This window comes from Demequina sediminicola, assembly GCF_000975055.1.
Lineage (GTDB): Bacteria > Actinomycetota > Actinomycetes > Actinomycetales > Demequinaceae > Demequina > Demequina sediminicola.
This window is the reverse complement of record NZ_BBRB01000001.1, coordinates 1-24,665: the sequence shown is the minus strand read 5'-3', so window position 1 is coordinate 24,665 and position 24,665 is coordinate 1. Positions and strand designations below refer to the sequence as shown.

Sequence of the window (24,665 nt, the reverse complement as noted above, 5' to 3'; positions counted from 1 at the left end):
AGTGGATACCCGCAGTGGATAACTCTGTGGCATCGGGTCTCACGGGCGCTGCGTGACGGATCGTTCACCCTGTAGCGAAAACAACCCCCAAACGGCAATACAGCAGGGGCGGCGCGCGTTAGGGTCAAACAGGACATTCACACAGGAGGATTCACGTGAACGAGATTACGGCTCGAGGTGACGGCGCAGGAATGGCGCTGAACGACTCGATCTTCAACCGGTTGCTACGCGAGCGGATCATCTGGCTGGGCGACGAGGTGCGTGACGATAACGCCAACGCCATCTGCGCCCAGATGATGCTCCTCGCTGCGGAAGACCCGGACAAGGACATCTACCTCTACATCAACTCGCCGGGTGGTTCCATCACGGCGGGTATGGCGATCTACGACACCATGCAGTACATCAAGCCCGACGTTGCCACGGTGGCAATGGGTATGGCCGCATCGATGGGGCAGTTCCTGCTCTCATCCGGTGCACAGGGGAAGCGATTTGCGACGCCCCACGCCCGCGTCATGATGCACCAGCCTTCCGGCGGCATCTACGGCACCACCACTGACATCCGCATCAACGCCGAGCTCATCATGCACATGAAGAAGACGCTCGCCACGCTGACCGCAGAGCAGACGGGCAAGACGCCTGAGCAGATCAACAAGGACGCCGACCGCGACCGCTGGTTCACTGCCCCCGAGGCAATGGAATACGGCTTTGTCGACAAGGTCATTACGCACGCCGCAGAGGCTGGCGACTCTTCGCAGGGAGGCAAGGCATGAGTGAGATTCAGCAGGCATTGCACGCAGCCGGCCGCACTGCTGGCTTCGGCGGAGCAGCTCCCGCAGGGCCCAGCTCGCGCTACATCCTGCCGTCATTCGAAGAGCGCACGGCTTACGGGTTCAAGCGCCAGGATCCCTACGCCAAGCTGTTCGAAGACCGCATCATCTTCCTGGGCGTGCAGATCGACGATGCCTCGGCAGACGACGTCATGGCACAGCTGCTAGTGCTCGAGTCCCAGGACCCGGACCGCGACATCACGCTGTACATCAACTCGCCTGGTGGATCGCAGACCGCGCTGACCGCGATCTACGACACCATGCAGTACATCAAGCCTGAGGTGCAGACCGTATGCCTGGGCCAGGCGGCGTCGGCGGCGGCCGTGCTCCTTGCAGCCGGTTCGCCCGGCAAGCGTTTGGCACTGCCCAACGCTCGCGTGATGATCCACCAGCCCCGCATTGAGCAGGGCGCTCGCGCGCAGGCCTCGGACATCGAGATCTACGCGGAAGAGATGATCCGCATGCGTGAATGGCTCGAGTACACCCTTGCCAAGCACACGGGCCAGACCGAAGCAAAGGTGCGCGAAGACATCGAACGCGACCGCTTCCTTTCCGCACAGGAATCGAAGGCTTACGGCCTCGTCGACCAGGTACTGGAGTCACGCAAGGGCGTCGACACCGTGTCACCCGAGGACCGTGCACTGAAGCAGGCCGAAGGCTAGGCCAGCGCAACCCTAGATGCTCCAACGGCCGCTTTCCCGAGACCTCGGGAGGGCGGCCGTTGTGCGTTCCGGAAAGAGTTATCCACAGATGGGGACAGCCGGGCGGCGCGTCGCCCAGCGCGTGTCAGACGTGGTGGGTAGCCTGAACGGGTACGGCTCGAGTTGATGGTGCCCGAGTCCGTGAGAGGAGACCTCGATGACCAGACCAGCTGACAGCGGCGACCTGCTGAAATGTTCGTTCTGTGGCAAGACCCAGAAGCAGGTACGCAAGCTTATTGCGGGCCCTGGCGTGTACATCTGTGACGAGTGCATTGAACTATGCAACGAGATCATTGAAGAAGAGTTCGCCGAGGCGGTTGAAGCAGAACTCACCGAGCTCCCTAAGCCGCGAGTCATCTTCGACTTCCTCGAGCAGTACATCGTCGGACAAGAGGCCGCCAAGCGTGCGCTCTCCGTTGCGGTGTACAACCACTACAAACGTGTCCGCGCAGGTGAGACTGCCGCCAAGGACGACGAGGACACGGTCGACATTGCAAAGTCGAACGTGTTGTTCATCGGCCCTACTGGTACAGGCAAGACGTATCTCGCGCAGACGCTCGCACGCATGTTGAATGTGCCGTTCGCGATCGCCGATGCCACTGCACTCACCGAAGCGGGCTATGTGGGTGAGGACGTCGAGAACATTCTCCTCAAGTTGCTGCAGGCCGCACACTACGACGTCGAGAAGGCCCAGCGCGGCATCATCTACATCGACGAGATTGACAAGGTCGCCCGCAAAGCCGAGAACCCGTCAATCACTCGTGACGTCTCGGGTGAGGGAGTCCAGCAGGCACTCCTCAAGATCATTGAAGGTTCGCAAGCCTCAGTGCCCCCGCAAGGTGGCCGTAAGCACCCGCATCAAGAATTCATCCAGATCGACACGTCGAACGTGCTCTTCATCCTGGGTGGTGCATTCGCTGGGCTCGAAGAAATCGTCTCGTCCAGGGTCGGACGCAAGGGTATTGGCTTCGGCGCGCAACTCAAGGAAGCAGACAACTCGGACTTGTTCGCGCAGGTCACCCCCGCCGACCTTCACAAGTTCGGCCTGATCCCAGAGTTCATTGGCCGACTGCCCGTGATCGCGACAGTGTCACCGCTGGACGTCTCTGCCATGGTTTCGATCCTCACCGAACCCAAGAACGCACTCGTCAAGCAGTATCAGCGCATGTTTGACCTCGATGGAGTCCAACTCGACTTCGAGCCAGAAGCTATCGAAGCAATCGCGGAACAGGCACTCGAACGCGGCACCGGAGCACGTGGCCTGCGCGCCATCATGGAGGAAGTGCTCCAGGAAACAATGTTTGACGTGCCAGGTCGCGATGACGTGGCACAAGTCGTTGTCACCCGCGAAGTCGTCATGAACCGAGTGCTGCCGGCATACATCGCGCACGAGGCGCCGGAGCAACAAGAAGGTGCAGCCTAAAGCTCCACCAGCGCCCGTGTCATCACGACACGCAGTCCGTCCAGAGGTCACTCGGATCCGATAATCCTCGTGACACCTGCCGCCCTGCAGTGTGCCGATGGAAGGGTGCGGGTGTGCAGTGTGCAGTGTGCAGTGTGCAGTGTGGAGTGTGCAGTGTGCGGCTCTCAGGTCGCGGGTCTCAGGTCGCGGGTCTCAGATTGCAGGGTCGCAGGGCGCTGGTTGCAGGGCTGCCCAGCGACTTCGCTAGGATCCCTACGGGTAGAGCCTAGGGGGGATGCATATGTTCGCTTATGTCATCTGGCAGCGATGGTTTCAGGTTTGTGTGACAGGCGTCGTTGCGATGGCTCTCACGCTGCTGTTCGTCACCGAGGGCCTCGCCGTACCGCTCGCTTTCGGCATGGGTGTGCTTGTGGTCGCTGTGGCGATCACGTTGGGGGTGGCGTTCGCGCGTATCCCGGTTGAGCCGCCTGGGTGGAGACGCGACATCTGGGGACCGGCACTAGGCGAGTACTCGTCAAGCCTCGCGCCATTCAACGGGGGCAACATTCCCACGACCATGCGTCTGACTACAGAAGTGCAGACATCAGGCGGCTCGGTCGCCCCACTTGAACGCGTCACCGTCCAGGGGATCCTTCCTTTTGGCGCTGGCACCGCGGTCCAGATCATCTACCTTCAACACTCGATGCCTGCGGTGGAGTTCAGGCGCCGCCACCCCGGGAACTCCACAGCCTCGGATCCTCTACAAGCCGTGGACTCTGACGGTCATGTTCATCAAGCCCAGTACGAGGTGTCAGGCGAGCCGCTTCTCGTGCACGCATGGATGACGCCGCGAGCCAGACACGCCATGGATGACTTAGTGCTGATGTGTCATCGCGTTGCGTTGAGCGGAACAATGCTCTATGCGTATGGCTATGACGATGCCGACATCGATCGTGTTCGTGATCGGCTTGCTGAGCTCTACGACGCGCTGACGCCGGGCCTTCGCCGCAGCTACGGTAGCGAAGTTGAATCCACCGAGATGATGCCGGCGGTAACCGCAGTTCGCGGATGCCCAACGCTGACCTGGGCGTCACTCTTGGGGATTGTTGTGTTGCCGTGGGCGGGCTTCTTGTTTGCTCTGGGCGCAGTGGCGGCTCCGGGGTGGCGGGTAGGAGCGCGCGCCTTGGCGTGGGTCTCTCTGCTAGGCAACAGCGCCATGATCGCCGGGTCGGTGCTCGTGATGATGCACACTTCCGCTGGCCAGTGGGAGGGAGACACGGCTCACGAGGATGACGTGGTCGACTCGCCCATCGTGGTTCGTTCATATGATCCGGACGCGCTGGATGAAGTGATTCAAAACTTTGATGTGCCAGCCCCCACACCCACCGTAGACCTGCGGACTGAGTTACCTGCGCCAACGGCGACACCGGCATCGTAGGCGTCGCACTCGCTGCCTTCATCATCCACGCAACACACCACAGAGCCTCACCGCCACGGTGACGGTGAGGCTCTGTGGTGTGGACGGAGCTGTGCTGTGGAGGGGGGTGTCGACGGACCTGTGGTGTGGAGGGGCCTGTTCGTGTCCTAGGACTCCGAGAGGACGGCGTTCTCGGTACGCATCACCGTGGTGTCAGCGATCTCCGCCGATTCCCCTCCATCAACTGCGGGGTCGAGTGCAGCCACCGCATCGACAACCTGCAGCGCGCGGACGCGGCCGGCGGCCATCAGGTCGTTCTTGGCGGCGTTAACCGCAGCCACCTGGCTTTCTGGCACGAGGAGGTCTACCGAGACCAATTCGGTGCGCTGGGAAACCTTGGCCTCCGACTTGATCTTGCGCAACGTGGCGAGGGCCTCGCCGGCCGTTCCCACGAGGGATGCGTCCGCGCCGTCACCGACGACCGCGCGCAGCGGAGCCGAGGCGGGCCATGCGGCATGGTGCACGGTTCCGGGGCGGAACCAGGACCACACCTCTTCGGTGGCGAACGGTAGGAACGGTGCAAAGAGGCGCAAGAACGTCTCGAGGGCAATCACCAGCGTGGCACGGGCCGATGCTGCTCCGGGGGAGCAGGGGGCCAATGGGTCGATGTCGGCACCAGGTGCGGCACCGTCATACGCACGAGCCTTCACGAGTTCGACGTAGTCATCGCAGAACGTCCAGAACAGGGTTTCAGCCTGCTCGAGCGCACGCGTGTGGTCGTAACTGGAGAACGCCTTCGTGGCGGTGTCGACGACCTCAGCCAAGCCGGCCAACAGGGCGCGGTCGAGCGGGTCCGTCACGAGCGAACCGGTGCCATCGAGGGCGGCAGGGTTGGCGTCTCCTGCGGCGCCTCCGGCAACGTGGACGCCTTCGCCATTGATGACACCAGCGGTCACGTGCGACGTCGCAGTAAGGCCCGCCTCAAGCGACTCGTTGGCAGCAGTGGCGATGCCGGTGGCACCCAAGACAAACTTCGAGGCGTTGAGCACCTTGTTTGCCAGGCGGCGGCCGATCTTCATCTGGCCTTCGTCGAAGGCGGCATCCGTGCCCAGGCGAGCCGAAGCTGCCCAGTAGCGGACGGCGTCGGACCCATGAGTTTCTAGGAGGCCCAGCGGCGTCACGACGTTGCCCTTGGACTTCGACATCTTTTTGCGGTCGGGGTCCAGGATCCAGCCGGAGATCGCGGCGTGCTTCCAGGGGAGTGCGTTGTGCTCGAGGTGCGATCGCACCACAGTCGAGAACAGCCAGGTGCGGATGATGTCCTGACCTTGAGGGCGCAGGTCCATGGGGAACGTCTTGGCGAACAGTTCCGGGTTGTCGCGCCAGCCACACACGATCTGTGGCGTGAGCGATGACGTGGCCCAGGTGTCCATGATGTCCTTCTCGCCGGTGAAGCCACCGGGAACATCGCGCTGAGCCTCGTCGTATCCGGCGGGGGTCTGCGAGGACGGGTCCACGGGCAGTGCGTCTTCTGACGGGACGATGGGGGAGTCCCACACGATTTCACCGGCGTCGTCGAGTGGATACCAGACGGGGATGGGGACACCGAAGAAGCGCTGGCGGGAGATTAGCCAGTCACCGGTGAGTCCATTGACCCAGTTCTCGTAGCGCTTGCCCATGTGGGAGGGAACAAAGTCGAGGTCTTCGCCACGCTTGAGGAGCTCCGAGCGCAGGTCGGTGTCGCGGCCTCCATTGGAGATGTACCACTGGCGCGATGTGACGATTTCCAGGGGCTTGTCGCCCTTTTCGAAGAACTTCACGGGGTGCTGGATGGGCTTGGGGTCGCCGTCGATGGCGTCCGCTTCCACCAGCATTTCCACCATGCGCTTCTGTGCCGAGAACACGGTCAAGCCGGCGAGTTCGTTGTAGGCGGCCACAGCATCGGCCGTCTCGATGCCCTCGGGTGCGTCCGGGAGGATGCGTCCGTCGCGGCCCAGGATGGAACGCATGGGCAGGCCGAGCTCACGCCACCAGATCACGTCTGTGACGTCGCCGAAAGTACAGATCATGGCGATGCCTGAACCCTTGTCAGGCGATGCAAGGCGGTGTGGCACCACGGGAACCTCGACACCAAAGATGGGGGTGCGCACGTGCTTGCCGAACAACGGCTGGTAACGCTCGTCATCGGGGTGTGCCACGAGAGCGACACAGGCCGCGAGGAGTTCGGGGCGAGTGGTTTCGATCCACACCGTCTCGAAGGAGCCAGTGGCTTCTTCCATGTCGGCCGCCGGCTCGAAGGCGAGGCGGTGATACGCGCCGGGACGGTCGCGGTCCTCGAGTTCCGCCTGAGCGACGGCGGTCCGGAAGGTCACATCCCACAGGGTGGGAGCTTCAGCCTGGTAGGCCTCGCCGCGGTCGAGTGAGCGCAGGAACGCCTGCTGCGCGACAGCCTGTGACGACGGCGAAATGGTCTGGTACGTGCGTGACCAGTCAACGGAGAGGCCCAAACGGCGCCACAGGTGCTCGAACTGCTGCTCGTCCTCGGCAGTGAGTCGCTCACACAGGTCGATGAAGTTGCGGCGCGAGATCGGCACCTGGTCGGCAGCCTTGACCGACTTCGCTCCACCGGAGTGCGGCGGCTCAAAGTCCTCCACGTATGGCAGCGTCGGGTCGCAGCGGACACCGAAATAGTTCTGCACGCGACGCTCCGTGGGCAAGCCGTTGTCGTCCCACCCCATCGGGTAGAAGACCTCTTTGCCGCACATGCGCTGGTAGCGCGCCACCACATCGGTGTGGGTGTAGGAGAAGACGTGTCCGACGTGCAGCGATCCCGAGACTGTCGGGGGAGGGGTGTCGATCGAGTAGACCTCATCGCGGGACTTCGACACGTCGAAGCGGTAGGTGCCGTCCGCTTCCCACGTCTCGTTCCAGCGGTCCTCGAGTCCATCAACGGTGGCCTTGTCGGGGATGCGTGCGCTCATGGGGGTCATTCTTCCAGAACAGGGCCGATGCTCGGTGTCGGCGGGTATCTCAGGCGCATTCACAGATTTCTGACCAGGGCTCTGGCGTGGCGCGGAATGCGTTGCTAGGGTCGCTCCGTGACTGAGGCCAAAGTGCGTGCGGAGTTCTTTAAGACGCTCGAGGACTTCGACATGTCCGTGGGCGGAGAGCTGAAGCCGCGCCTGCGGGAAATGATCCGTCTGCGTGTCTCCCACATCAATGGCTGCACGCATTGCATCCGGCTTCATTCAGAGCAGCTGGCGGCTGAGGGGGCGTCTCCGGTGCTGATCAGTGCGCTTGCCCGCCCGGTGAGCAGCATGAGGGCCGATGCCGTCTCGGAGGGCGACGCGGCGGCCTTGCGTTTTGCCGAGATCCTGACGGACCCTCCCCGAGGCCTCGAGCGAGAAGCGCGCGCCCGGGCTGGCGAGTTCTTCACCGGCAAGCAACTGGGTGCCATCGTGGAAACGGTGGCGGTCACCAACGCGTGGAACCGCGTTACCCGGGGGACCGAGTAGCGCGCCGCGCCTTGCGAAAGCCCTGCACCACGTCTGTGATGTTGATCGCGACAATCGCGGCCAGTGTGATCCACTCAATCTGATCGAGCGTCACAGTCGTGGCCGCATCTGGCCACCCGATGTGCGCAAACAGTTCCCGGTTGAGGAGCGCATGCTGTGCGACCGGAATCGCGACGAGGACCACGGAGGCGACGTTGATTGCGAGCGTTGCCCAGGCATCGGCTGGCGTCCACCATCCACGCACCTGGCGCGCGATTACGAGCACCAACTCGACGGCCATCACCACCAGGAGTGCCGGCAGGATGAACGACCATAAGGCTGGGTTGAGGAGCGGGAGGCCCTCGCCGGTGTCAGTGTGGGCCCAGGGGTAGACCTGCTGCCAGATGAGGAAGATCGCCGTGATGACCAACGTGACCGCGGCGCCGATCGTGTCCCCGGCAGGGACACGTGGATCTGGAGTCTCCTTCAGATCGTCGACGGTCCACTTGTCAGAGAGGTCAGCTGCGCCGACGCCGGTCCTTTCGAGGACGGCGAAGATGAGCGTCACCCAAAAGACCAGGTGGACGGCCACGGTGATGCATCCGCCAATGGTGCTGCCGACAATCGTGCCCCATGAGTCGCCATCAAGGTAGCCCGCGAGGGGGATGACGACTGCGATGATTGGCACAACGATCCACAGCAGGAGCACCGTCAGCCGCTTCCACTTGAGGAAGAGATCCGGTCCTATGAGCACGAGGGGACGCTCGCTGTACGTTGCTGCGAGTGCCTCAGGGTCACCCATGGCGTTCAGGGCGGAGCGCTCGGCGTCTGCGAAACCGTTGTCGAGGCCCTCGTCGAGGCGAGCGTCAATGGCGTCCCCGATGGCTTCACGAAGTCCCGCCGAGACTTCCGCACGCTGATCCTCGGGGAGCTTGGCGGCGGCTGCGGCGATGTAGCGGTCGGTGAGTGTCATGATTTCTCCATCAGTTGCAGCGCGGAACTGAGGCGTTCCCAGTCCGCGCGCAGTAGGTCAATGAGCGAGATGCCATCCGGAGAAGTGGCATAGACCTTGCGTGGGCGTGAGTCAGTGGTGTCCCACTCGAATGTCAGAAGCCCTTGCTTGTCGAGCCTGCGCAACAGCGGGTAGAGGGTGTTCGCCTCGATAGTCAGGCTGATCGCGGACAATCGCGAGAGCAGGTTATAGCCGTAATCGGGCGTGTGTGCGAGGAGCGCCAGGCAGGCGAGGGACGTCGTGCCACGACGGAGTTCTTGCCGGTGCTGGGCAACGAGGTCAGGATCGAGCATGCCCCCTACAATACTGTGCGACACACACTATAGGAAACCGTGGTGGAGGTGAGCGCAGTGCCGCAGCAGCGCGCGCATGTCCGGCGGCGCATCTTTGGGGTCCCAATGAAGCCGGACAAGGTGGGGGAGGCGGTGGGCGTGTCGATGCCTATCTCGTGCGGCGAGAGGTGTGGGTGCAGTAGCGTCAGTCACATGGTGCGATTCATGTGGAATATTCTGTCCAGCCTCGTTGCTGCGGTTGTCGGCCTACTGGCCGCCTCGTACTTCGTCGACGGGTTCTCGATCAACGCGTTCGATGGGTTCATCATCGCAGTTGTGATCTTCGTGGCCGCTCAGGCCATCCTGTCCCCATTCATCTTCAAGGTTGCGGTCAAGTATGCGAAGGCACTCCAGGGCGGCGTTGCCCTGGTCTCGACCTTCGTGGCACTGCTCCTGACGACCCTCATTACCGATGGGCTGACCATTGATGGCGTCACTGCCTGGCTGCTGGGAACACTGATTGTGTGGCTGGCCTCGGCGCTTGCCGGTTGGATCTTGCTGTCCTTCATCCTTAAGGAGCGCGTGGGAGGCAAGGACTAACCCTCGCTTTCTCACACGAAAGGGCCCTGGACACCATCGCGGTGTCCAGGGCCCTTGTGCATGTGCGGCGTCTCGTCAGACGCACCGAGGAGTGCCGGCAAGCGCCCAGGCCATCGTGTCGCGAGTGCTGGGCCCTGAGCGCTCTTAGGTGGGGTTGGACTCGGGATCCGTCATGACATCGATGGCCATCAGATCCGCAACTTCGAAGGCTCCCACGAGAACTCGATCCGCTCCGAGGTGAGTCAGGTACTCCATGTCTGTCTCGGTCTGGCCGCGCGCGATGACGCGCACCTCGGGGTGGAGCTTCTTGACCTTGGCCACGATCGCTCCGGCCGTGATGGTGTCGTGAATGGCGACAAGGACTGTTGTCGCGTTGGGCAAGCCCGCTGCCTTCAACACCTTGGAGCGCACTGCATTGCCGAGGATCGCTTCCTCGCCATCCTCGCGCAGCGCTTTAACGACATTTTCGTCATCGACCACGACGACCGTTGGGACGCCTTGTTGCCACAGCGTGGTCGCTGCACGGGTGCCTACCCGCCCGAAGCCTACGACGATGACGTGCTCGCCGCCCGTGTAAGTGCGCGGCGCATCGGCTGCATCCGCCTCGTCCGGGTCGACGCCTTCGCGGTAGAACCGGGAGACCCAAGCAAAAAGCAGGGGGTTAATGACGATGGAGAGGATCGCTCCACCCAGGACGAGGTCCTGTGCGGCCTCGGGCAGGATGTCGTAGTCGCTACCCATCGTGACGAGGATGAAGGAGAACTCGCCGATCTGCGCGAGAGAGGCCGCCACGACCAGGGACATCCGTCTCGAGTACTTCAGGGCACGCACCAGGCCGAACGCGATCACGAACTTCCCAACGACGATCACGAGCGTCGTGACCAGGAGCGCGAGCGGTGCCTCAATGATGATGTGCCAGTCAACCAGCATGCCGACCGACACAAAGAACAGGACGGAGAACGCGTCGCGCATTGGTAGTGAGTCATCGGCCGCGCGGTGAGAGAGGTCGGACTCGCGCATGATCATGCCGGCAAAGAAGGCGCCGAGCGCAAACGAGACGTCGAACAACCACGCCGCCCCCACGGCAGTACCCATGGCCATTGCCAGGACGGACAGGGTGAAGAGCTCGCGTGAGCCGGTGTCTGCGACGCGCGCCAGGAGCCAGGGGATGACTCGCTTGCCCACGACGAGCATGAGTGCGACAAAGAGCCCCACGCGTACGAGGGTCCACGCGAGCTCGCCCGCGATGGCTCCCGGACCGGCGGCATCGACGGCGAGCACGGGGACCACCACCAGCGCAATCACCATGGCGAGGTCCTCGACAATGAGCCAGCCCACGGCAATGTGACCGGCGCGGGTGTCGAGAAGCTGCTTGTCTTCGAGCGCGCGCAGCATGACCACGGTCGATGCGACGGATAGCGCGAGGCCAAAGAGCAAGGCGGCGCCCAACGACCAGTCGAGCCACAGGCCAACGCCGGTACCGAGTGCAGTAGCAAAGAGCATTTGCACGACGGCGCCGGGGATGGCGACCTTCTTGACGGCGAGCAAATCTTTCATCGAGAAGTGCAGTCCTACGCCGAACATCAGCAGGATCACACCGATTTCGGAAAGCTCGTAGGCGACTTCGGTGTCTCCGACGAAGCCGGGGGTGAAGGGGCCAATGACGAGCCCGGCGGCGAGGTAGCCGACGATGGGGGACATTTTGAGGCGCTGGGCAATGAAGCCGAGGATGAAGGCCATGACCAGGCCCACCGCCATCGTGGTCAGGAGGGGTGCGTGGTCCAACATGGGGTCATTCTACGGGAGGGATGTTTCCTGGGAGGCAGAAAGTTGAGGTGAACCGAAATTTTTGCGTGACATGACCCTTGCGTAATTGCTAGCATCGGCCTATGACTTCTGCTGAGGGTGCCCCCGGACTCGCTGCGCGACTGCGCGACGCCACCGCCGTCGAACACAAGGACACGGAGAACCGTTCCTTCATCTCACGCTTGATGGGTGGTGAACTTTCGCTCGACGAGTACACGCGCTACCTCGCTCAATACGCGTACGTGTATCGCGCGCTGGAAGCGCGTCAGCCCCAGCCGGGCGACCCCGAGTTCTTGTCTGAACCTGCGTTGCCACGGTTCCCATCAATCGTGTCGGACCTCGCTCACTTGGGTGCTGGGGACTGGGAAATCGCTCACCCGGCGCTGCCCGCCACACAGGCGTACGTCGCACACCTAGAGTCCATTGCCGATGCGGATGTCCCGCGCTACCTGGCGCACCACTACACGCGATACCTCGGAGACCTCTCGGGCGGTCAAGCCATCGCATCCCTGGTTGCGAGGCACTACGACGCGACCCCGGACCAACTGGCGTTCTACCGCTTTGAGGCGATCGATAGTCCGGTGCGCTTCAAGAGGGCATACCGCGACCAAATCGATGCGCTCGACTTCTGCGAGGACCAAGCGCAGATTCTGTTCGCTGAGGCAAAGCTGGCGTTCCGTTTCAACGGGGACATGTTTAACGCATTGGGTGACGCAGTGCCCGAGCCTGTCGCCTCATAGACGTGGCTCGACGTTCGATCACCGCCGCGTTCGCAGGGGCACTACTGTTCCTGACGGCGTGCGCAGTTCCGCTGACACCTGAGGCCAGCGGTGCGGCAGTAGAAGCCCACCCCACCGCGGAGGCCGCATCGGCCACTGAGTCTGCACTCGCGCAGACGACGCCCTGGGATGAGGTCGCGTGGCTCGACGACCCTCACGCCTTTGTGGGTCCGTCGACTGCCACCATCGCCGATGCGTCCGTCCCGGCGCTCGAGCCCGCACCAGACCCTGCACTTCCAGTCGAGGTCACCTCGAAGGAACGCGATGGCGACCGCCAGGTCACCGTCGACGACACCTCCCGGGTTGTGGCAATGGACATCTCTGGTTCCATCGCCGCGACCGTGTGGGCACTTGGACAGGGCGACCGGCTCGTCGGACGCGATGCAGCGGGGGAGTTCCCCGGAACTGAAGATCTTCCCGTCATCACCGGGTCCAGCCACACGGTCAACCCCGAGGCCGTCCTCGAACTTGAACCGACCCTGGTGCTCACCGATGGCAGCATCGGCCCTTCCGATGCTGTAGCTCAAATCCGCGACGCCGGCATCCCCGTGGTCTATGTACAGAACGACCCGACCTTCGCGGGTGCAGAGGAGTTATCGCGCCAGGTGGGAGCGGCATTGGGAGTGGCCGATGCCGGGGAGACTGTCGCCGCACACATCGCCGCCGATGTGGAAGCCACCACCGCTCAGGTGGCGTCCATCGCACCCCAGGAAGGACTGCGGGTGATGATGCTGTACCTCCGCGGTGCCTCTGGCGTCTACTACATGTTCGGCGACGAGTCCGGAGCTGACCAACTCATCGGCGCGCTCGGCGGCGTCGATGTTGCCACCGAGACGGGACTCGAGGGCATGAAGCCCCTCACCGACGAGGCCATGCTCGCCGCAGACCCCGAAGTCATCATTGTGATGACCAAGGGGCTCGAATCCGTCGGCGGTGTCGAAGGCCTCCTCGAATCCAAGCCCTCCATCGCACTCACCGCCGCGGGACAGAACTCGCGCATTGTAGATATGGCCGACAACCAACTCTTGGCCTTTGGCCCGCGCTCCGCCAGCATCGTCGACGCGTTGGCTCGCGCGGTGTACGCACCGGAAGGCTAGTCGTGACCGACGTGGCGGCCGCAAAGGCCGATGCTCCCGCGAGCGCCGCTGCCGGCCGCCAGCGAGGACGGTGGCGGGCGCCGGTGTTGCTCGCGGCACTCACGTTGTTGTTGGTCCTAGGAATGATCGCCTCTGCAGGGGTGGGTCAGTTGACGGTGTCAGTGACCGAAGTCATCGGTGCGCTCCTGCAAGGCATCGGAGTCGACACCTCCTGGGCTCCAGCCACCGATGTGACCTATCAAGCGCTCTGGCAGATCAGGTTCCCCCGCGTAGCGATGAGCCTCGCCGTCGGTGCCGCCCTCGCGATAGCCGGCGCCGTCATGCAAGCAATCTTCGGCAACCCCTTGGCCGAGCCCGGCGTCGTGGGTGTGTCCTCGGGTGCGGCACTAGGCGCTGCGCTCGCGATTGTGTCGGGCGGCGTGTTCGCTGGTGTCTTCGGTATGGCGGCCATGGCTTTCGTGGGCGGCGTGGGCGCCACCTTGCTCGTGTACTTCATGGCACGGTCCCAGGGGAGGACTGAGGTGGTCACATTGCTTCTCACCGGAATCGCGGTGAACGCCTTTGCCGGTGCTGGTGTGGCGCTCGTGATCTTCATTGGCGACTCGGCTGCGCGCGAGCAAATTGTGTTCTGGCAGCTGGGGTCGCTCAACGGCTCGCGGTGGAATGAGGTAGCGGTTGTCGCTTCCTTGACGCTTGTGGCGGGATCGGTGGCTTTCGCCTTGGCGCGGCGCTACGACCTGCTGGCGCTGGGCGAACGCACTGCTGGGCACCTGGGTTTGAGAGTTGAGCGACTTCGGGTGATCTCCATCATTGTGGTGGCTGTCCTGACGGGTGCCGCTGTTGCTTTCGCCGGCATCATTGCGTTCGTGGGGCTCGTGGTCCCTCACGCGGTGCGCATGATGCTTGGCCCCGCGCACAAGATGCTCCTGGCGGGCTCGCTGCTGGGTGGTGCAGTGCTCATGGTCTGGGCTGACCTGTTTGCGCGGACTGCGGTCACAGGCGCGGAGCTGCCCATTGGTTTGCTCACCTCCCTCATTGGTGGACCCTTCTTCTTCTGGCTACTGCGCCGTGCTCGGTCCCGCCAAGGAGGGTGGGCATGAGCGTGGCGTTTTCGGTGGACGAGGTCAGCGTGCGAATCGGCGATGCGACTCTTGTCGATCGCGTATCCCTCGACGTGGAACATGGCGAGATCGTGGCGCTCGTGGGACCCAATGGGGCAGGGAAGTCAACGTTGCTTGGAGTCATGGCGGGGGACCGCACCCCGAGTGAAGGGCGAGTCACCTGCGATGAGCGCGCGATCACACAGTGGAATGCACTCGAGCTCGCGCGACATCGTGCCGTGTTGCCTCAGGACAACCACGTAGCGTTCTCCTTCCGTGTCCGTGAAGTGGTGGACATGGGGCGCGCTCCTTGGCGTGGCACGGCTGACGAAGAAGACGATGACGCGGCGGTCGCCACCGCGATGGCTGAGGCCGATGTCACTCATCTTGCCGAGCGCACGTTCACCTCACTGTCTGGCGGTGAGCGCGCACGGGTGTCGCTTGCGCGAGTGCTGGCGCAGCGCACTCAGGCCCTCTTGCTTGACGAGCCCACGGCGGCGCTGGACCTCAAACATCAGGAAGACGTGCTGAAAGTTGCCCGGGCCCAGGCACGCGCTGGCGCTGCAGTGGTGGTGGTGTTGCACGATCTCTCGCTCGCAGCGGCCTATGCGGACCGCATCGCGGTGATGGAGCGTGGCACGTTGGCCGCCCTTGGAGCTCCGAGGGATGTTCTTGACGCTCATATGCTCGAGCGTGTGTACGGAGTGCCTGTGCGCGTTTTGGATGACCCAGACGGCACGCCCATTGTCGTTCCGGTCCGCTAGTACGCCAAAGCGGGACCGCCCATGTCCCCAGGACGGCCCCGCTTCAGTGTTCAGCAGAGTCAAGCCTTGCGGCGTGCCCCCACAATGACGGCAGTCGCGGCGCCTGCAATCGCCAGCGCTGCCAAGACCCAGATCCACCAGAACGAGCCACCCTCTGATGAAGTCTCTGCCGTCGCTGCCGGGTCGTCAGACTCGGCCTTGGGTGTGGGCGACGGGCTCGGTTCCGCTACAGCAATCTGTGCGCCACCAAGAACCGCGGCGCAATCGTCGGCACCGGTCAACGTCACCGTGATGGTGTCCAGTTCCTCGCCGGTCGGATAGGTGCCGAACGCGACCGCGCCCGCCTCCGTCAGAGCCGCCGGGATATCGGACACCGTGGTGGTGTTTCCGTCGGTGGTGACCGTCGCGCTTTCGAGGTCGAGTTCGGCAAAACGGATCGCGTCCTGCGTGACATCTTCACCACTCTGTGTGGTGCCTGAGACGTCGAGCAGCAGGTATGCGCCGTCGGCCGAGAGTTCCACGGTGGGGTTCGCAATAGTGGTGTCCAGTGCGCCGCCGTGGCCGGTAAAGCGCACCGATCCTTCAGTGCTCACAGCGCCGGTGGAGTCTTCGGGGTCGAGCACGGCCTGCCCGGTGGCCCAGGTAAAGATGCCATCCTCTTCAGTGACGCCTTCGAGCTCCCATTCACCGTTGGCGGTGGTGGACTCGACGTAGGCGCGGAATCCGGACTTGAAACCCCAGGCCAGTTCGGCATCGGCTACGCACATGCCTTCGAGTGACGCATCTGGGATATCTAGCACGATGCCCTTGTCAACTGAGCCCTGGAACGTGAGGGTGTGCTGCCCGGTCAACGTTGAGGGGAGTGACCCAGTCCACGTCACGGTTCCCGTCGCATCGGCCGTGAGGTCTGACGCGAGCACCGTGGGGGTGGAGTAGACGACGACCGAGATCCCTTCTTCGTTGGGCTGGAAGCCGCCGACCTGAATGGTGACAACCTCGCCACGCAAGAGTGCCTCGAGAGTCTCTGCATCAAGTTCGATGCCCGTTGTTGCGGGGGGAGTGTCAGGGATGTCGGTGTCCGTGTGTGTCGTGAACGCGGATTGCACCACCCGTGCTGTGCTCGATCCGGTCGCGCCCGATGCTGCGGCGCCAAACGTCACAGTGACTGGGTCAACACCGAGGGAGTTTCCGCCAAAGCTCAGGACGGATGCGCCGGCAGAGGTCAACGTGGCAGGCACATTGGAGAACCGGACCGCGCCGTTCAGCTCAGAGCGGGTCCCCGATGCCAGGTTGAGGGTCGCGAAGTTCATCCGAGTGCCGTTCACCGCGACGTTCAACACCGCTGTGGTGCTCGACGTCAGGGTGACTCGAGGGTTCGCGAACGTGTAGTCCAATGCTCCGTGGTGGCCGGAGAACCGCACTGAGCCTCCGTATGTCGCGGAGCCGGTGCCGCCAGCAACATTGGGCGTGCCCGCGGACTGCACAAACGTGAAGGTCGAACCTCCGGCACTCGCGCCAGTGACAGACACCTGGCCCTGAGCAATAGGCCCTGTCACGTAGTTGCGGAACCCAGAGCTGATGCCCCAGGTCAATCGCCCCACGGTGGCGGCGGTCTGTGTTGACGTGGGTTCGTCGACCGCGACGACGGTGCCACCGTTGCCATTGCCTGGAGTGCCTGTGCCGGACCCGTTACCTGGGGTTGAGCCGCCGTCACTGCCATCGCCGTCACCGTCGGTGGGCGCAGAGGCCCCGAGGGTGACGGTCAGTGGAGCGATCGCGCTTCCTGCAGTGGAACGCAGCACTGCCGCACCATCACTGGTCAAGGTGGCGGGAACGTCGGAGAACGTCGCGGCATTCGTGCCCGCGACCCGTGCCGCTGCCCCCAAGTTGAGGTTCGCAAAATCAATGCGCTGTCCGCCGGTCATGACGCTGAGAACAGCGGAGTTCGGGGAGGTGACTCGAATGAACGGGTTCTCGATGGAGAGGGTCAACTGGCCGTGATGTGCGCTGTACGCGACAGTCCCGCGGAACTGTGCGGTGCCCTTGCCGAGTGTCACATCGGCGTTGCCGCCATCCGCAGTGAAGGTGAAGCGCTCAGGCTTGTCCGTGGCTCCGGCCGATGCGGTGATCGACCCTTGTCCGACGGGGCCTGTGACATACGCGTTGAAGGACTCAGAGATGGCCCACGTGAGGTTACCGCTCGCCGGTTCAGGGGCATCGTCGCGGAACGAGAGGAGAGTTGCGGTCTCGTACGGCGCGTACTTTGCACCGCTCGCAGCATAGGTGTAAATGCCGTAGTTGCCGTCGGCGTCCGGGGCAAAATCAGACACCTCAAGGGTCAGTTCAAAGTCGCCGTTGGCGTCGACCGCAACACCGTCGGCTCGCAGTGCGGCTTGGAACATGGGCGGAACAGGATTGTCGCTTCCCGTCGAGAGGTATGCGGCGGGCAGTGCCCAACGGTCCTGGTCTTCCGCGACCAGACGAGCCGTCGATTGCGCGCCCGAGGTGGGCTGCCATTGGTCTGCGAACTTGCCGAAGACTACGTAGGCACCAGTGCTCAGGCCGGCGAGCGGTGGGCGTGATCCTACGGGTGCACCGTCGGCTTCAAAGTCGAATCCCGTTCCGGTGATGGTGACAGTCTGTCCGCTGCCGTCAAGATTCTCGGTTTCTGAGACGGTGATCTGCGGTACAGCTGGGGGAGTCGTGTCGGGGAACGGCACTGACTCGAACTGATCAAAACTGGTGTCTGAGTTGTTGTAGCGGTCCAGACGGAAGAGCAATCCGCATTCGGCGTCGCCGTCCGCGCCCTTGCACTGGGTGTCACCCACGGTGTTGGGCACGGTGACCTGGACGTCTGTGAAGGACCACACGCCATGAGCGACGGAGCCGACGATGGTGGCGTACTGGCTTGTGTGGGCGAACCATCCGCCAGCATCGCGAGTTGATGCGCAGCCGGTGCTGCGTGAGCGGTCGTAGCCCTCGGTGCACCACAAGGCGTAGATGCCAGTGTTCACCTCGTTGACGGTTGCCGGGAAGGTGCCAGAGAACGTGACGACGGCCGAGTCTCCGTCTGCGACCACTGAATTCACCGTGATGCCGTAGTCGGGCGTGGTGGGGTCCGGGGACGTCGGCTCAGGGTCCGGCGTCTCGGTCTCGGTGGGCTCAGGGTCGGGTGTCTCGGTCTCCGTCGGTTCAGGGTCGGGGGACGTGGGTTCGGGGTCTGGGTCCACCGCAGGCGTGGCATAAGAGAATGTGACGGGCGCGAGTGCGGAGCCAACGGGGTAGTAGTTGCCGAAGATGGCAGGTGTGCCTGCGAGGGCCACGGAGGAGACGCCGGAGTAGGTCGTGACGCCATCGGCAACTGTCTGGGAGCCCGACGTGAGATCGAGGCTGGCCAGCGACTGGCGGACGCCTGCGTGCTCGGCGCTCAGTGTCGCCGTTGAGGAGCCGTCGAGTGTGATGCTGACGTTTGACAGGGTGATGTCGAGTCCGTGCGAGGGGTATGCGAAGGTGACCGATCCGGCGTAGTTCACCTCGCCGGCGCCGTCGACAATGTTCGCGTTGCTGGCAGGGAAGGTGGTGGCCGTGCCGTTGTCTGTAGCGCCGCTGCTCGCCGTGGCTGTTCCGCCTGTGGCCAGGTAGGAGCGGAACGACTCCTTCACTCCCCATGTGAGCGATCCTGGGGTCGCGGCGGATGCGGCGATGGGGAAGGCGGTCAGCATGGTTGCCGTCAGGGCAAAAAGCACCAGCGCCACCACAATGGCGGCTGGGCGCGAAGGGGCGCTACGCAATGTCACGTGGGGACTCCAGGCTCGAGAGAATTGGGGCGCTTCGACGCGCCGCAGCAGCCAAGTGAGGCATGCCTTACCGGGAGACTAGCGGGAGTGACGCTAAAAACGCAATATCAGTCTTGCGATATTGCGTAAATCTCGTCGCGTTCCTCAAGATGTGCGGCAAGCGCAGACATCTGAGAGTCACTGACCTCAACGTTCGTGACTGCGGCCCACGCCTGCATGTTCGCCGTCACCGTATACAGATGCCCAAAACCATCCGGAACGTTGCCCGCAGCTGGCAGATCCAACAGCACCTGCCACATGGTCACGAGCGGATACCACGCCATGGTGCTGGACACATCGGGCGCTCGCTGGCCGGGGATGAGCCAATCGGGTGACGTCCAGGCCAATTCCGGGTTGAACCAGATGACTGGATCAGACCCGTGCTGCAAATACACCACCTTGGTGTCACCCCACACGGGGCCGTTCGCTTGAGTGCCCCCACTGCTGTCCACCACCCTGGCCTCATCGGCGAATCTCACCGTGCGCCCGTCATTGAAGACCGGCAACGCCGCAGGGGATCCAGCGTCTCGATCCCGCGTGATCTCGTAGTGCATCTCATTGAGCGACGGCGGGCCCGCCATGAGGGCGCCGTCGATGGGTTCGTTGAGGATGTCGACGCTCGACAGCACGGCCTCGACACCCGTGGAGCCGAGCGAGAGTCCGTACAGGTACAGCTCAGGGCGCGCGGAGTCCTCGAGCGTCGCCCAATAATCGTGGATGGTACGGAACGCGACTCGTGAGGTCTCCTCCACCTCTTCTTGGTCAGCAAGCAAAGAGATCCAACTCGGCAAATACGAGTACTGCAAACCCGCGATGGCGGTATCCCCATTCCACAGGTACTCGATTGGGTCCGCCCCGCGAGGGTCGATGAACCCTGTACCCGTGGTGCTGGTGACCACAAGCACCTCCCGCGAGAAGGCATCGGCCCGGATCAGTTCGTCGAGCAGGAGCTCTGCGCGCTCCTCAAGAGTCTCAGCGGACCGCAATCCCACGTAGGCGCGTACCGGTTCGAGTGCGCCGCCTGGCCCCACCTCGTCGATGTCCGCAGCAGTGGGGCCTGTGGACACAAAGGAACGGCCCTGTCGGCCCAGGTCGTCGAACGCGACGAGGGACGCGGGGGAACCGGAACGATGCTCGTCGACCGGCTGCGTCACTCCCGGTTTGTCGTCTAGGTCGAGGCCTGAGAACGCCCAGTTCGAGACAGTAAAGAACGCGTTGACGAACGCACCCGACGCAACCCACCACAGCAGAGCGGTCAACGCGACCGCAGCGACAGCCACCGCCAGTCTCCGAGGAAGGAAGTGGTCCAAGAGGTCGTCGGCCCACCTAAACAGCGCGCGCAGGCAGCGTGATAGCGCAAGAATGATGCCTGCGACCAGAGCTGCGACCACCACGATGACAGGCCATACCAGGGGCGACAGCGGGTCCATTCCAAAGTCCAGCCGAGTCTCGTTCTGCCACCCCACGTAGTCCCAGATGGCAAGGCCCGTCTGCACACCAATAACCACGAGCGCGACGGTGAGCAGCACTGCCCGGATGCGTCCACGCGCCTGCGGCACAGTGAGGAACCGTCCCACTGCGAACACTGCGACACCCAGGCCGTAACCGACCATGAACGTCACACCCGAGTTGATTCCCTGCACCCACCCCTCACGCGGAAGCAGTGAGGGAGTGAGTGAGAGTGAAAAGAAGTACAGCCCAACAATCACGCCGAGGCCGGAGAAATGCGGCTCAATGATGCCGGGCGCGCGCCGGCGGGGCGGACGGGGCTGAGTGAACCGGGTATGTGCTCGGTCGACCAGCCCGCGGGAGGCAGTCGCGGTGTGAGTCATGACGACAGGGCGTCACGCACGAGCGGCTGAGTCATGCAGTGAGCGCCGCCGCGACCCCGCCCAAGTTCGGCACCGACAATCTCGAGGACTTCAATGCCCGCGTCCCGCAGCGCAGCATTGGTGTGAGTATTGCGGTCATAGCCCACCACAACGCCGGGCTCGAGAGCGAGCACATTGTTAGCATCGTCCCACTGCTGGCGTTCCGCCGCGTAGCGGTCCCCGCCAGTAGCGATAAGTCGCAAGCTGGGGATCCGCATCGCCTCCGCGACCACCTCCGTGAAGGGTCGTGACTCCTGCCGCACGTCGAGGGCGAGAGGGCGTGTGGACTCGTAGATGGAGTAAGTTTCGATCGCGTCCACGACCGCTGGGAAGACCGTTGCCACATCGCGATCCGCCAGCGTAAACACAGTGTCGAGATGCATGGCGGAACGCATACGCGGAAGCTTGGCAACGATCACCCTCTCGGCAGCGCCAGCGGCAAACAACTCTGTGGCCACCTGAGTGATGGCCTGCCGACTGGAACGCTCCGACATCCCGATGATCACTACGCCATTGCCCACGGGCATCACGTCGCCGCCCTCAAGAGTGGCAAGCCCATGGTCAAGCTCCGGGTCGCCCCACCAGGTTTGCACCTGGTTCGCGAACTTAGGGTGAAACTCGTACACCGCCCGCATAATCAGGGTTTCTGCGTGGCGCGCGGGCCAGTACAGGGGGTTGAGCGTGACTCCGCCGTAGATCCAACTCGTGGTGTCGCGCGTGTACATGGTGTTCGGCAGAGGCGGCATCAGGTAGTCGCGCATGCCCGACTCTTCGCGCACCAGCGCTACGGAGGACGAACGGAAGTCCCCGGGAAGATCCCGCGTGGACAAGCCTCCCAGCACAAAGCCCGCGAGAGCTGGAGAAGGAAGTTCATTCACGAAGGCGCGGACTTCTTCCACCAGGCCAAGCCCTACCTCGTTGGGCGTGATCTTGCGGTCCAGCAGCCACGCGCGAGCCCTCGGGATATCGAGAACCTCAGTCAGCAGAGCCGTGAGTTCCCACACCTCAATCTCGCGTTCGCGCATCAGGTCAACGAACTCCCGATGGTGACGAATCGCGTGATCCACCCACATGACATCGTCAAAGAGAAGGTCGCTCGCGTTCGACGGAGTCAACCGATGGTGTGCAAGACCAGGGGAGCACACCAAAACGCTGTGGAGCTCACCCACCTCAGAATGGACACCAAACTTCCGTGGGTGGGTATCGACCAAGGTCTCGCTCACTGCAAGCCTCCCTGACGCGAAGGTGACACGATGCTAGTCCTCCCATAAGCATCGTCCCTGTTGCCGTCAGGTTGTGCGACCGCAACGCCACTTTCGGTCGCTCCCACGCACTAGTGTGAGGCGATATGGGATTGTTCAGTCGTTCACGCCGCCGCACCGAGCCCTACGGACTGTGGAGCGACGATGCTGCACGCTGGGAAACGTTCCTTGGGCGAGGGGCCGATGCCTCAACAGCCCGGGACTTGGAAGTCACCGTGGCGTTCACAGCAGAGGACAACGCGCGGGCAGCTGGAAAGACGCTTGCGGCAGAAGGGGCACGAGGCGAACTGGTGCCGCCCAGTCACGGCGTTGAGGAGTGGGGCATCCTGATCCACTGGCGCGACACCGCGCTAGTCCCCGACGTGCTCAAGGACGCTGTTGACCTAGGCGAACGAATCGCGCACGAGCACTCTGGCGAGTACGGCGGCTGGACAGCGTTCTACACCAAGCAAGAAAAGGCAGCGTGGGGTGTGGAGTTGCTCGACGGGCTCTAACGCCACGGGTCAGGTGGCGTCGACAGTCAGGCCGCGCAGGCGCAACGATCCGCTTCAGCGACACCCGCGAGCGCCTCGTCGACGTGGAGGCCACAGCCAGTCCAGGTGGTCTTCTTGCAGTCAGGGCATGCGATAGGTGAGCACATGCGCTTCATTGTACGGAACGCTCCGATACGGCCGATGCTGGGTTTTGTTATAGCCGCACCGCACGCTGGGTGTTCACCTGGCGGGTCTGCGACGGCAGCGTGAAGAGGTCGATGATGAAGCCGATGCCGAAGATGCCGGCCGTCAACAGGTAGAGCACTCCACGACCCACCTTGCCCAGGTAGAACTGGTGGATGCCGAGCAGACCAAAGAAGAACCACAGCACGTACGCGACAGCGAGCGACTTGGGTGGAAGTGGGCTGTACGCGTATTGCGGCGGTGTGTTTGTCATCACCACACTCTAGGCGCTTTGTGGTCGTTTTAGCGTGTTGGCTGCTCGTGCGCTGCGGTGTTACGAATGCCAAGCCACGACACCATGCCTCCGGCGGCCATCAAAATGGCGGTAGCCCACATTGCCCGATGGAAGCCACCCAAATCCAGCACTCCACCGACAACTGCGCCTACGAGAGCGACTGCAACCAGTCCTGCCACGCGCGAGATCGCATTGTTGGTCGCCGACGCAATCCCTGCACGCTCCGAAGGCACCGCAGCCAGAATGGTTGACGTCAGCGGCGTCACAGTCAGTGTGAGACCCAACCCAAACAGAATCATGCCCGGCAGCACCTGCCACCAGTAGTTGAAGTCAGCGGAGACCGTCAACATCAGCAATGCGCCCGCCGCCATCGTCACCGGGCCCACTGTCATGAAGAGCCGCGAACCATGCCGGCCCGCCCACGCGCCCACTCGTGACGACAGCGCGATCATCAGGATTGTGATCGGCAAGCTTGCCAAGCCTGCGGCCGTGGCCGAGAGTCCCGCTCCCTCTTGCAAGTACACCGCCACCACGAAGCCATTGAGTGCGAGTGCACCGTAGATCAGGAAGGTTGCGCCGTTGCCCCACGCAAAGTTGCGCTCGCGGAAGAGAGTGAGTGGGAGCATTGGCTGCTCTACTTGCGTCTGGCGAATCAAGAAGGCGGCGAATGCTGCCACGCCTGCAAGTCCGGTAGCCCACACCCCTGGGTGGGTCCACCCGAGCATCGGCTCTTCAATGAGGGCGTACACCATGCCGCCCAGGCCCGCTGCACACAGGACGGCAGAGATGATGTCAATACGGCCATCGGGGTTCCGCACATCACGTTGCGCGAGGCGGCCCATCATCCACAGCGTCGCGCCCACGGGGATCACGTTGATAAGGAACACCCACCGCCATGACGCGAAGTCCACAAAAAGGCCACCGACGATAGGACCGATGATCATGGCCGTTGACGTCGCGGCAGTCCAGGTGCCGATTGCTTTGGCTTGCGCGGGCCCACGGAACGTTGAGGTGATGAGGGCAAGTGAACTGGGGACGAGCATTGCGCCCGCGACGCCTTGGAGCAGCCGCGCCACGATGAGGAATGTGGCAGTTGGGGCCAGGGCAATGGCGATCGATGTGAGCGCGAATCCGATGAGGCCCCAGCGCAGCACCCGGAGCCTGCCGTACGTGTCCGAGACTGACCCGGCCACCAGCATGAGTGCCCCCAGGGAAATCAGGTAGGCGTCCACTGTCCATTGCTGGGTGGAGATGCCTCCACCGAGTTCGTCGACGATGGCAGGCAATGCCACGTTCACCACGGTGCCGTCGAGAAAGGACACGAAACTCGCGACGACGGCGATGGTGAGGACGAGGCGGGGCTGAGTGGTCACCCTGCGAGCCTACGTCCACAGCCGTGTTGAGTGTCGCGATGACTCCGAGTCCGGATGGGCCTCGTGACTGCGTTAGTGCGTCGCGTGTCGTTCGAGGTATG

General features: G+C 63.3%; 21 protein-coding genes. 11 read left to right on the top strand and 10 right to left on the bottom strand.

The window, feature by feature from the left end:
- The first annotated feature begins 191 nt into the window (after positions 1 to 191).
- The 4 genes from AOP79_RS00100 to AOP79_RS00085 all read left to right on the top strand — a co-directional run bounded on the left by AOP79_RS00100 (position 192) and on the right by AOP79_RS00085 (position 4,368).
- Positions 192 to 770, top strand: coding sequence for an ATP-dependent Clp protease proteolytic subunit (locus AOP79_RS00100; RefSeq protein WP_062070936.1), 579 nt, complete (start codon positions 192 to 194; stop codon positions 768 to 770).
- Complete coding sequence (locus tag AOP79_RS00095) at positions 767 to 1,489, top strand: ATP-dependent Clp protease proteolytic subunit (protein ID WP_062069137.1); 723 nt, start codon at positions 767 to 769, stop codon at positions 1,487 to 1,489. The genes AOP79_RS00100 and AOP79_RS00095 overlap by 4 nt, the downstream gene beginning before the upstream one ends.
- 196 nt (positions 1,490 to 1,685) lie before the next feature.
- Complete coding sequence (gene clpX, locus AOP79_RS00090; protein ID WP_062069134.1) at positions 1,686 to 2,951, top strand: ATP-dependent Clp protease ATP-binding subunit ClpX; 1,266 nt, start codon at positions 1,686 to 1,688, stop codon at positions 2,949 to 2,951.
- A gap of 274 nt (positions 2,952 to 3,225) precedes the next feature.
- Entirely contained in the window at positions 3,226 to 4,368 is a 1,143-nt protein-coding gene (locus AOP79_RS00085; RefSeq protein ID WP_152647931.1) for a hypothetical protein, read from the top strand.
- A gap of 146 nt (positions 4,369 to 4,514) precedes the next feature.
- Here the strand turns inward: AOP79_RS00085 and valS are convergent, their stop codons facing one another.
- Positions 4,515 to 7,328 carry a valine--tRNA ligase gene (gene valS, locus AOP79_RS00080; protein ID WP_201774419.1) on the bottom strand — a complete coding sequence of 938 codons (2,814 nt, stop codon included), beginning with the start codon at positions 7,326 to 7,328 and terminating at the stop codon, positions 4,515 to 4,517.
- A 117-nt stretch (positions 7,329 to 7,445) separates the two neighbouring features.
- Between valS and AOP79_RS00075 the strand changes: the two genes are divergently transcribed.
- A complete protein-coding gene (locus AOP79_RS00075; RefSeq protein ID WP_062069126.1) occupies positions 7,446 to 7,862 on the top strand; it encodes a carboxymuconolactone decarboxylase family protein in 417 nt (138 codons plus the stop codon).
- Here the strand turns inward: AOP79_RS00075 and AOP79_RS00070 are convergent.
- Positions 7,843 to 8,814 (bottom strand): HAAS signaling domain-containing protein, encoded by a 972-nt coding sequence (locus AOP79_RS00070; RefSeq protein ID WP_062069124.1) that lies wholly within the window; start codon positions 8,812 to 8,814, stop codon positions 7,843 to 7,845. The two genes, AOP79_RS00075 and AOP79_RS00070, sit on opposite strands and share 20 nt — an antisense overlap.
- The gene (locus tag AOP79_RS00065) at positions 8,811 to 9,146 is read right to left on the bottom strand and encodes a PadR family transcriptional regulator (protein WP_062069121.1); all 336 of its coding nucleotides are present in this window, start codon (positions 9,144 to 9,146) and stop codon (positions 8,811 to 8,813) included. Before AOP79_RS00065 ends, AOP79_RS00070 begins: the two co-directional genes overlap by 4 nt.
- A 192-nt stretch (positions 9,147 to 9,338) precedes the next feature.
- On the opposite strand from AOP79_RS00065, the gene AOP79_RS00060 reads away from it, so the two are divergent.
- Positions 9,339 to 9,725 carry a phage holin family protein gene (locus AOP79_RS00060; protein ID WP_062069118.1) on the top strand — a complete coding sequence of 129 codons (387 nt, stop codon included), beginning with the start codon at positions 9,339 to 9,341 and terminating at the stop codon, positions 9,723 to 9,725.
- Positions 9,726 to 9,869: 144 nt separating this feature from the next.
- Here the strand turns inward: AOP79_RS00060 and AOP79_RS00055 are convergent, their stop codons facing one another.
- The gene (locus AOP79_RS00055) at positions 9,870 to 11,513 is read right to left on the bottom strand and encodes a cation:proton antiporter domain-containing protein (RefSeq protein ID WP_062069115.1); all 1,644 of its coding nucleotides are present in this window, start codon (positions 11,511 to 11,513) and stop codon (positions 9,870 to 9,872) included.
- Between the two features lie 101 nt (positions 11,514 to 11,614).
- Here AOP79_RS00055 and AOP79_RS00050 point away from each other — a divergent pair, with 101 nt between their 5' ends.
- Genes AOP79_RS00050 through AOP79_RS00035 form a run of 4 tightly spaced genes read left to right on the top strand, consistent with a single transcriptional unit; the run spans position 11,615 to position 15,271 of the window.
- Positions 11,615 to 12,271 (top strand): biliverdin-producing heme oxygenase, encoded by a 657-nt coding sequence (locus AOP79_RS00050; protein WP_062069112.1) that lies wholly within the window; start codon positions 11,615 to 11,617, stop codon positions 12,269 to 12,271.
- A 2-nt stretch (positions 12,272 to 12,273) separates the two neighbouring features.
- Entirely contained in the window at positions 12,274 to 13,407 is a 1,134-nt protein-coding gene (locus AOP79_RS00045; protein WP_236683189.1) for a heme/hemin ABC transporter substrate-binding protein, read from the top strand.
- Positions 13,408 to 13,418: 11 nt separating this feature from the next.
- The gene (locus AOP79_RS00040) at positions 13,419 to 14,507 is read left to right on the top strand and encodes a FecCD family ABC transporter permease (RefSeq protein WP_062070932.1); all 1,089 of its coding nucleotides are present in this window, start codon (positions 13,419 to 13,421) and stop codon (positions 14,505 to 14,507) included.
- On the top strand, positions 14,504 to 15,271 hold the full coding sequence (locus tag AOP79_RS00035) for a heme ABC transporter ATP-binding protein (RefSeq protein ID WP_062069109.1): 768 nt from the start codon (positions 14,504 to 14,506) through the stop codon (positions 15,269 to 15,271). The genes AOP79_RS00040 and AOP79_RS00035 overlap by 4 nt, the downstream gene beginning before the upstream one ends.
- A 59-nt stretch (positions 15,272 to 15,330) precedes the next feature.
- Here AOP79_RS00035 and AOP79_RS00030 read toward each other — a convergent pair whose 3' ends face one another.
- From AOP79_RS00030 to AOP79_RS00020, 3 genes are all read right to left on the bottom strand, one after another.
- Positions 15,331 to 19,068, bottom strand: a complete 3,738-nt coding sequence (locus AOP79_RS00030; protein WP_062069105.1) for an HtaA domain-containing protein — start codon at positions 19,066 to 19,068, stop codon at positions 15,331 to 15,333.
- Between the two features lie 107 nt (positions 19,069 to 19,175).
- A complete protein-coding gene (locus tag AOP79_RS00025; protein WP_062069102.1) occupies positions 19,176 to 20,939 on the bottom strand; it encodes an alpha/beta hydrolase in 1,764 nt (587 codons plus the stop codon).
- Entirely contained in the window at positions 20,936 to 22,201 is a 1,266-nt protein-coding gene (locus tag AOP79_RS00020; RefSeq protein WP_201774418.1) for an arginine deiminase, read from the bottom strand. Before AOP79_RS00020 ends, AOP79_RS00025 begins: the two co-directional genes overlap by 4 nt.
- 125 nt (positions 22,202 to 22,326) lie before the next feature.
- Between AOP79_RS00020 and AOP79_RS00015 the strand changes: the two genes are divergently transcribed.
- On the top strand, positions 22,327 to 22,734 hold the full coding sequence (locus tag AOP79_RS00015) for a ribonuclease E inhibitor RraB (RefSeq protein WP_062069099.1): 408 nt from the start codon (positions 22,327 to 22,329) through the stop codon (positions 22,732 to 22,734).
- Positions 22,735 to 22,760: 26 nt separating this feature from the next.
- Here AOP79_RS00015 and AOP79_RS12100 read toward each other — a convergent pair whose 3' ends face one another.
- Genes AOP79_RS12100 through AOP79_RS00005 form a run of 3 tightly spaced genes read right to left on the bottom strand, consistent with a single transcriptional unit; the run spans position 22,761 to position 24,564 of the window.
- A complete protein-coding gene (locus AOP79_RS12100) occupies positions 22,761 to 22,880 on the bottom strand; it encodes a DUF8730 family Cys-rich protein (RefSeq protein ID WP_500778230.1) in 120 nt (39 codons plus the stop codon).
- Between the two features lie 47 nt (positions 22,881 to 22,927).
- A complete protein-coding gene (locus AOP79_RS00010; protein WP_062069096.1) occupies positions 22,928 to 23,170 on the bottom strand; it encodes a TM2 domain-containing protein in 243 nt (80 codons plus the stop codon).
- 29 nt (positions 23,171 to 23,199) lie between these two features.
- Positions 23,200 to 24,564: an MFS transporter gene (locus tag AOP79_RS00005; protein ID WP_062069093.1), complete on the bottom strand. Its 1,365-nt coding sequence runs from the start codon at positions 24,562 to 24,564 to the stop codon at positions 23,200 to 23,202.
- Between the last annotated feature and the right edge of the window lie 101 nt (positions 24,565 to 24,665).

Bases quoted from the DNA above. Each gene is read 5' to 3' on its own strand.
- AOP79_RS00100 (WP_062070936.1), top strand. From the start codon at position 192: ATGGCGCTGAACGACTCGATCTTCAACCGGTTGCTACGCGAGCGGATC.
- AOP79_RS00095 (WP_062069137.1), top strand. From the start codon at position 767: ATGAGTGAGATTCAGCAGGCATTGCACGCAGCCGGCCGCACTGCTGGC.
- clpX (WP_062069134.1), top strand. From the start codon at position 1,686: ATGACCAGACCAGCTGACAGCGGCGACCTGCTGAAATGTTCGTTCTGT.
- AOP79_RS00085 (WP_152647931.1), top strand. From the start codon at position 3,226: ATGCATATGTTCGCTTATGTCATCTGGCAGCGATGGTTTCAGGTTTGT.
- valS (WP_201774419.1), bottom strand. From the start codon at position 7,328: ATGAGCGCACGCATCCCCGACAAGGCCACCGTTGATGGACTCGAGGAC.
- AOP79_RS00070 (WP_062069124.1), bottom strand. From the start codon at position 8,814: ATGACACTCACCGACCGCTACATCGCCGCAGCCGCCGCCAAGCTCCCC.
- AOP79_RS00065 (WP_062069121.1), bottom strand. From the start codon at position 9,146: ATGCTCGATCCTGACCTCGTTGCCCAGCACCGGCAAGAACTCCGTCGT.
- AOP79_RS00060 (WP_062069118.1), top strand. From the start codon at position 9,339: ATGGTGCGATTCATGTGGAATATTCTGTCCAGCCTCGTTGCTGCGGTT.
- AOP79_RS00055 (WP_062069115.1), bottom strand. From the start codon at position 11,513: ATGTTGGACCACGCACCCCTCCTGACCACGATGGCGGTGGGCCTGGTC.
- AOP79_RS00050 (WP_062069112.1), top strand. From the start codon at position 11,615: ATGACTTCTGCTGAGGGTGCCCCCGGACTCGCTGCGCGACTGCGCGAC.
- AOP79_RS00035 (WP_062069109.1), top strand. From the start codon at position 14,504: ATGAGCGTGGCGTTTTCGGTGGACGAGGTCAGCGTGCGAATCGGCGAT.
- AOP79_RS00025 (WP_062069102.1), bottom strand. From the start codon at position 20,939: ATGACTCACACCGCGACTGCCTCCCGCGGGCTGGTCGACCGAGCACAT.
- AOP79_RS00015 (WP_062069099.1), top strand. From the start codon at position 22,327: ATGGGATTGTTCAGTCGTTCACGCCGCCGCACCGAGCCCTACGGACTG.
- AOP79_RS12100 (WP_500778230.1), bottom strand. From the start codon at position 22,880: ATGTGCTCACCTATCGCATGCCCTGACTGCAAGAAGACCACCTGGACT.
- AOP79_RS00010 (WP_062069096.1), bottom strand. From the start codon at position 23,170: ATGACAAACACACCGCCGCAATACGCGTACAGCCCACTTCCACCCAAG.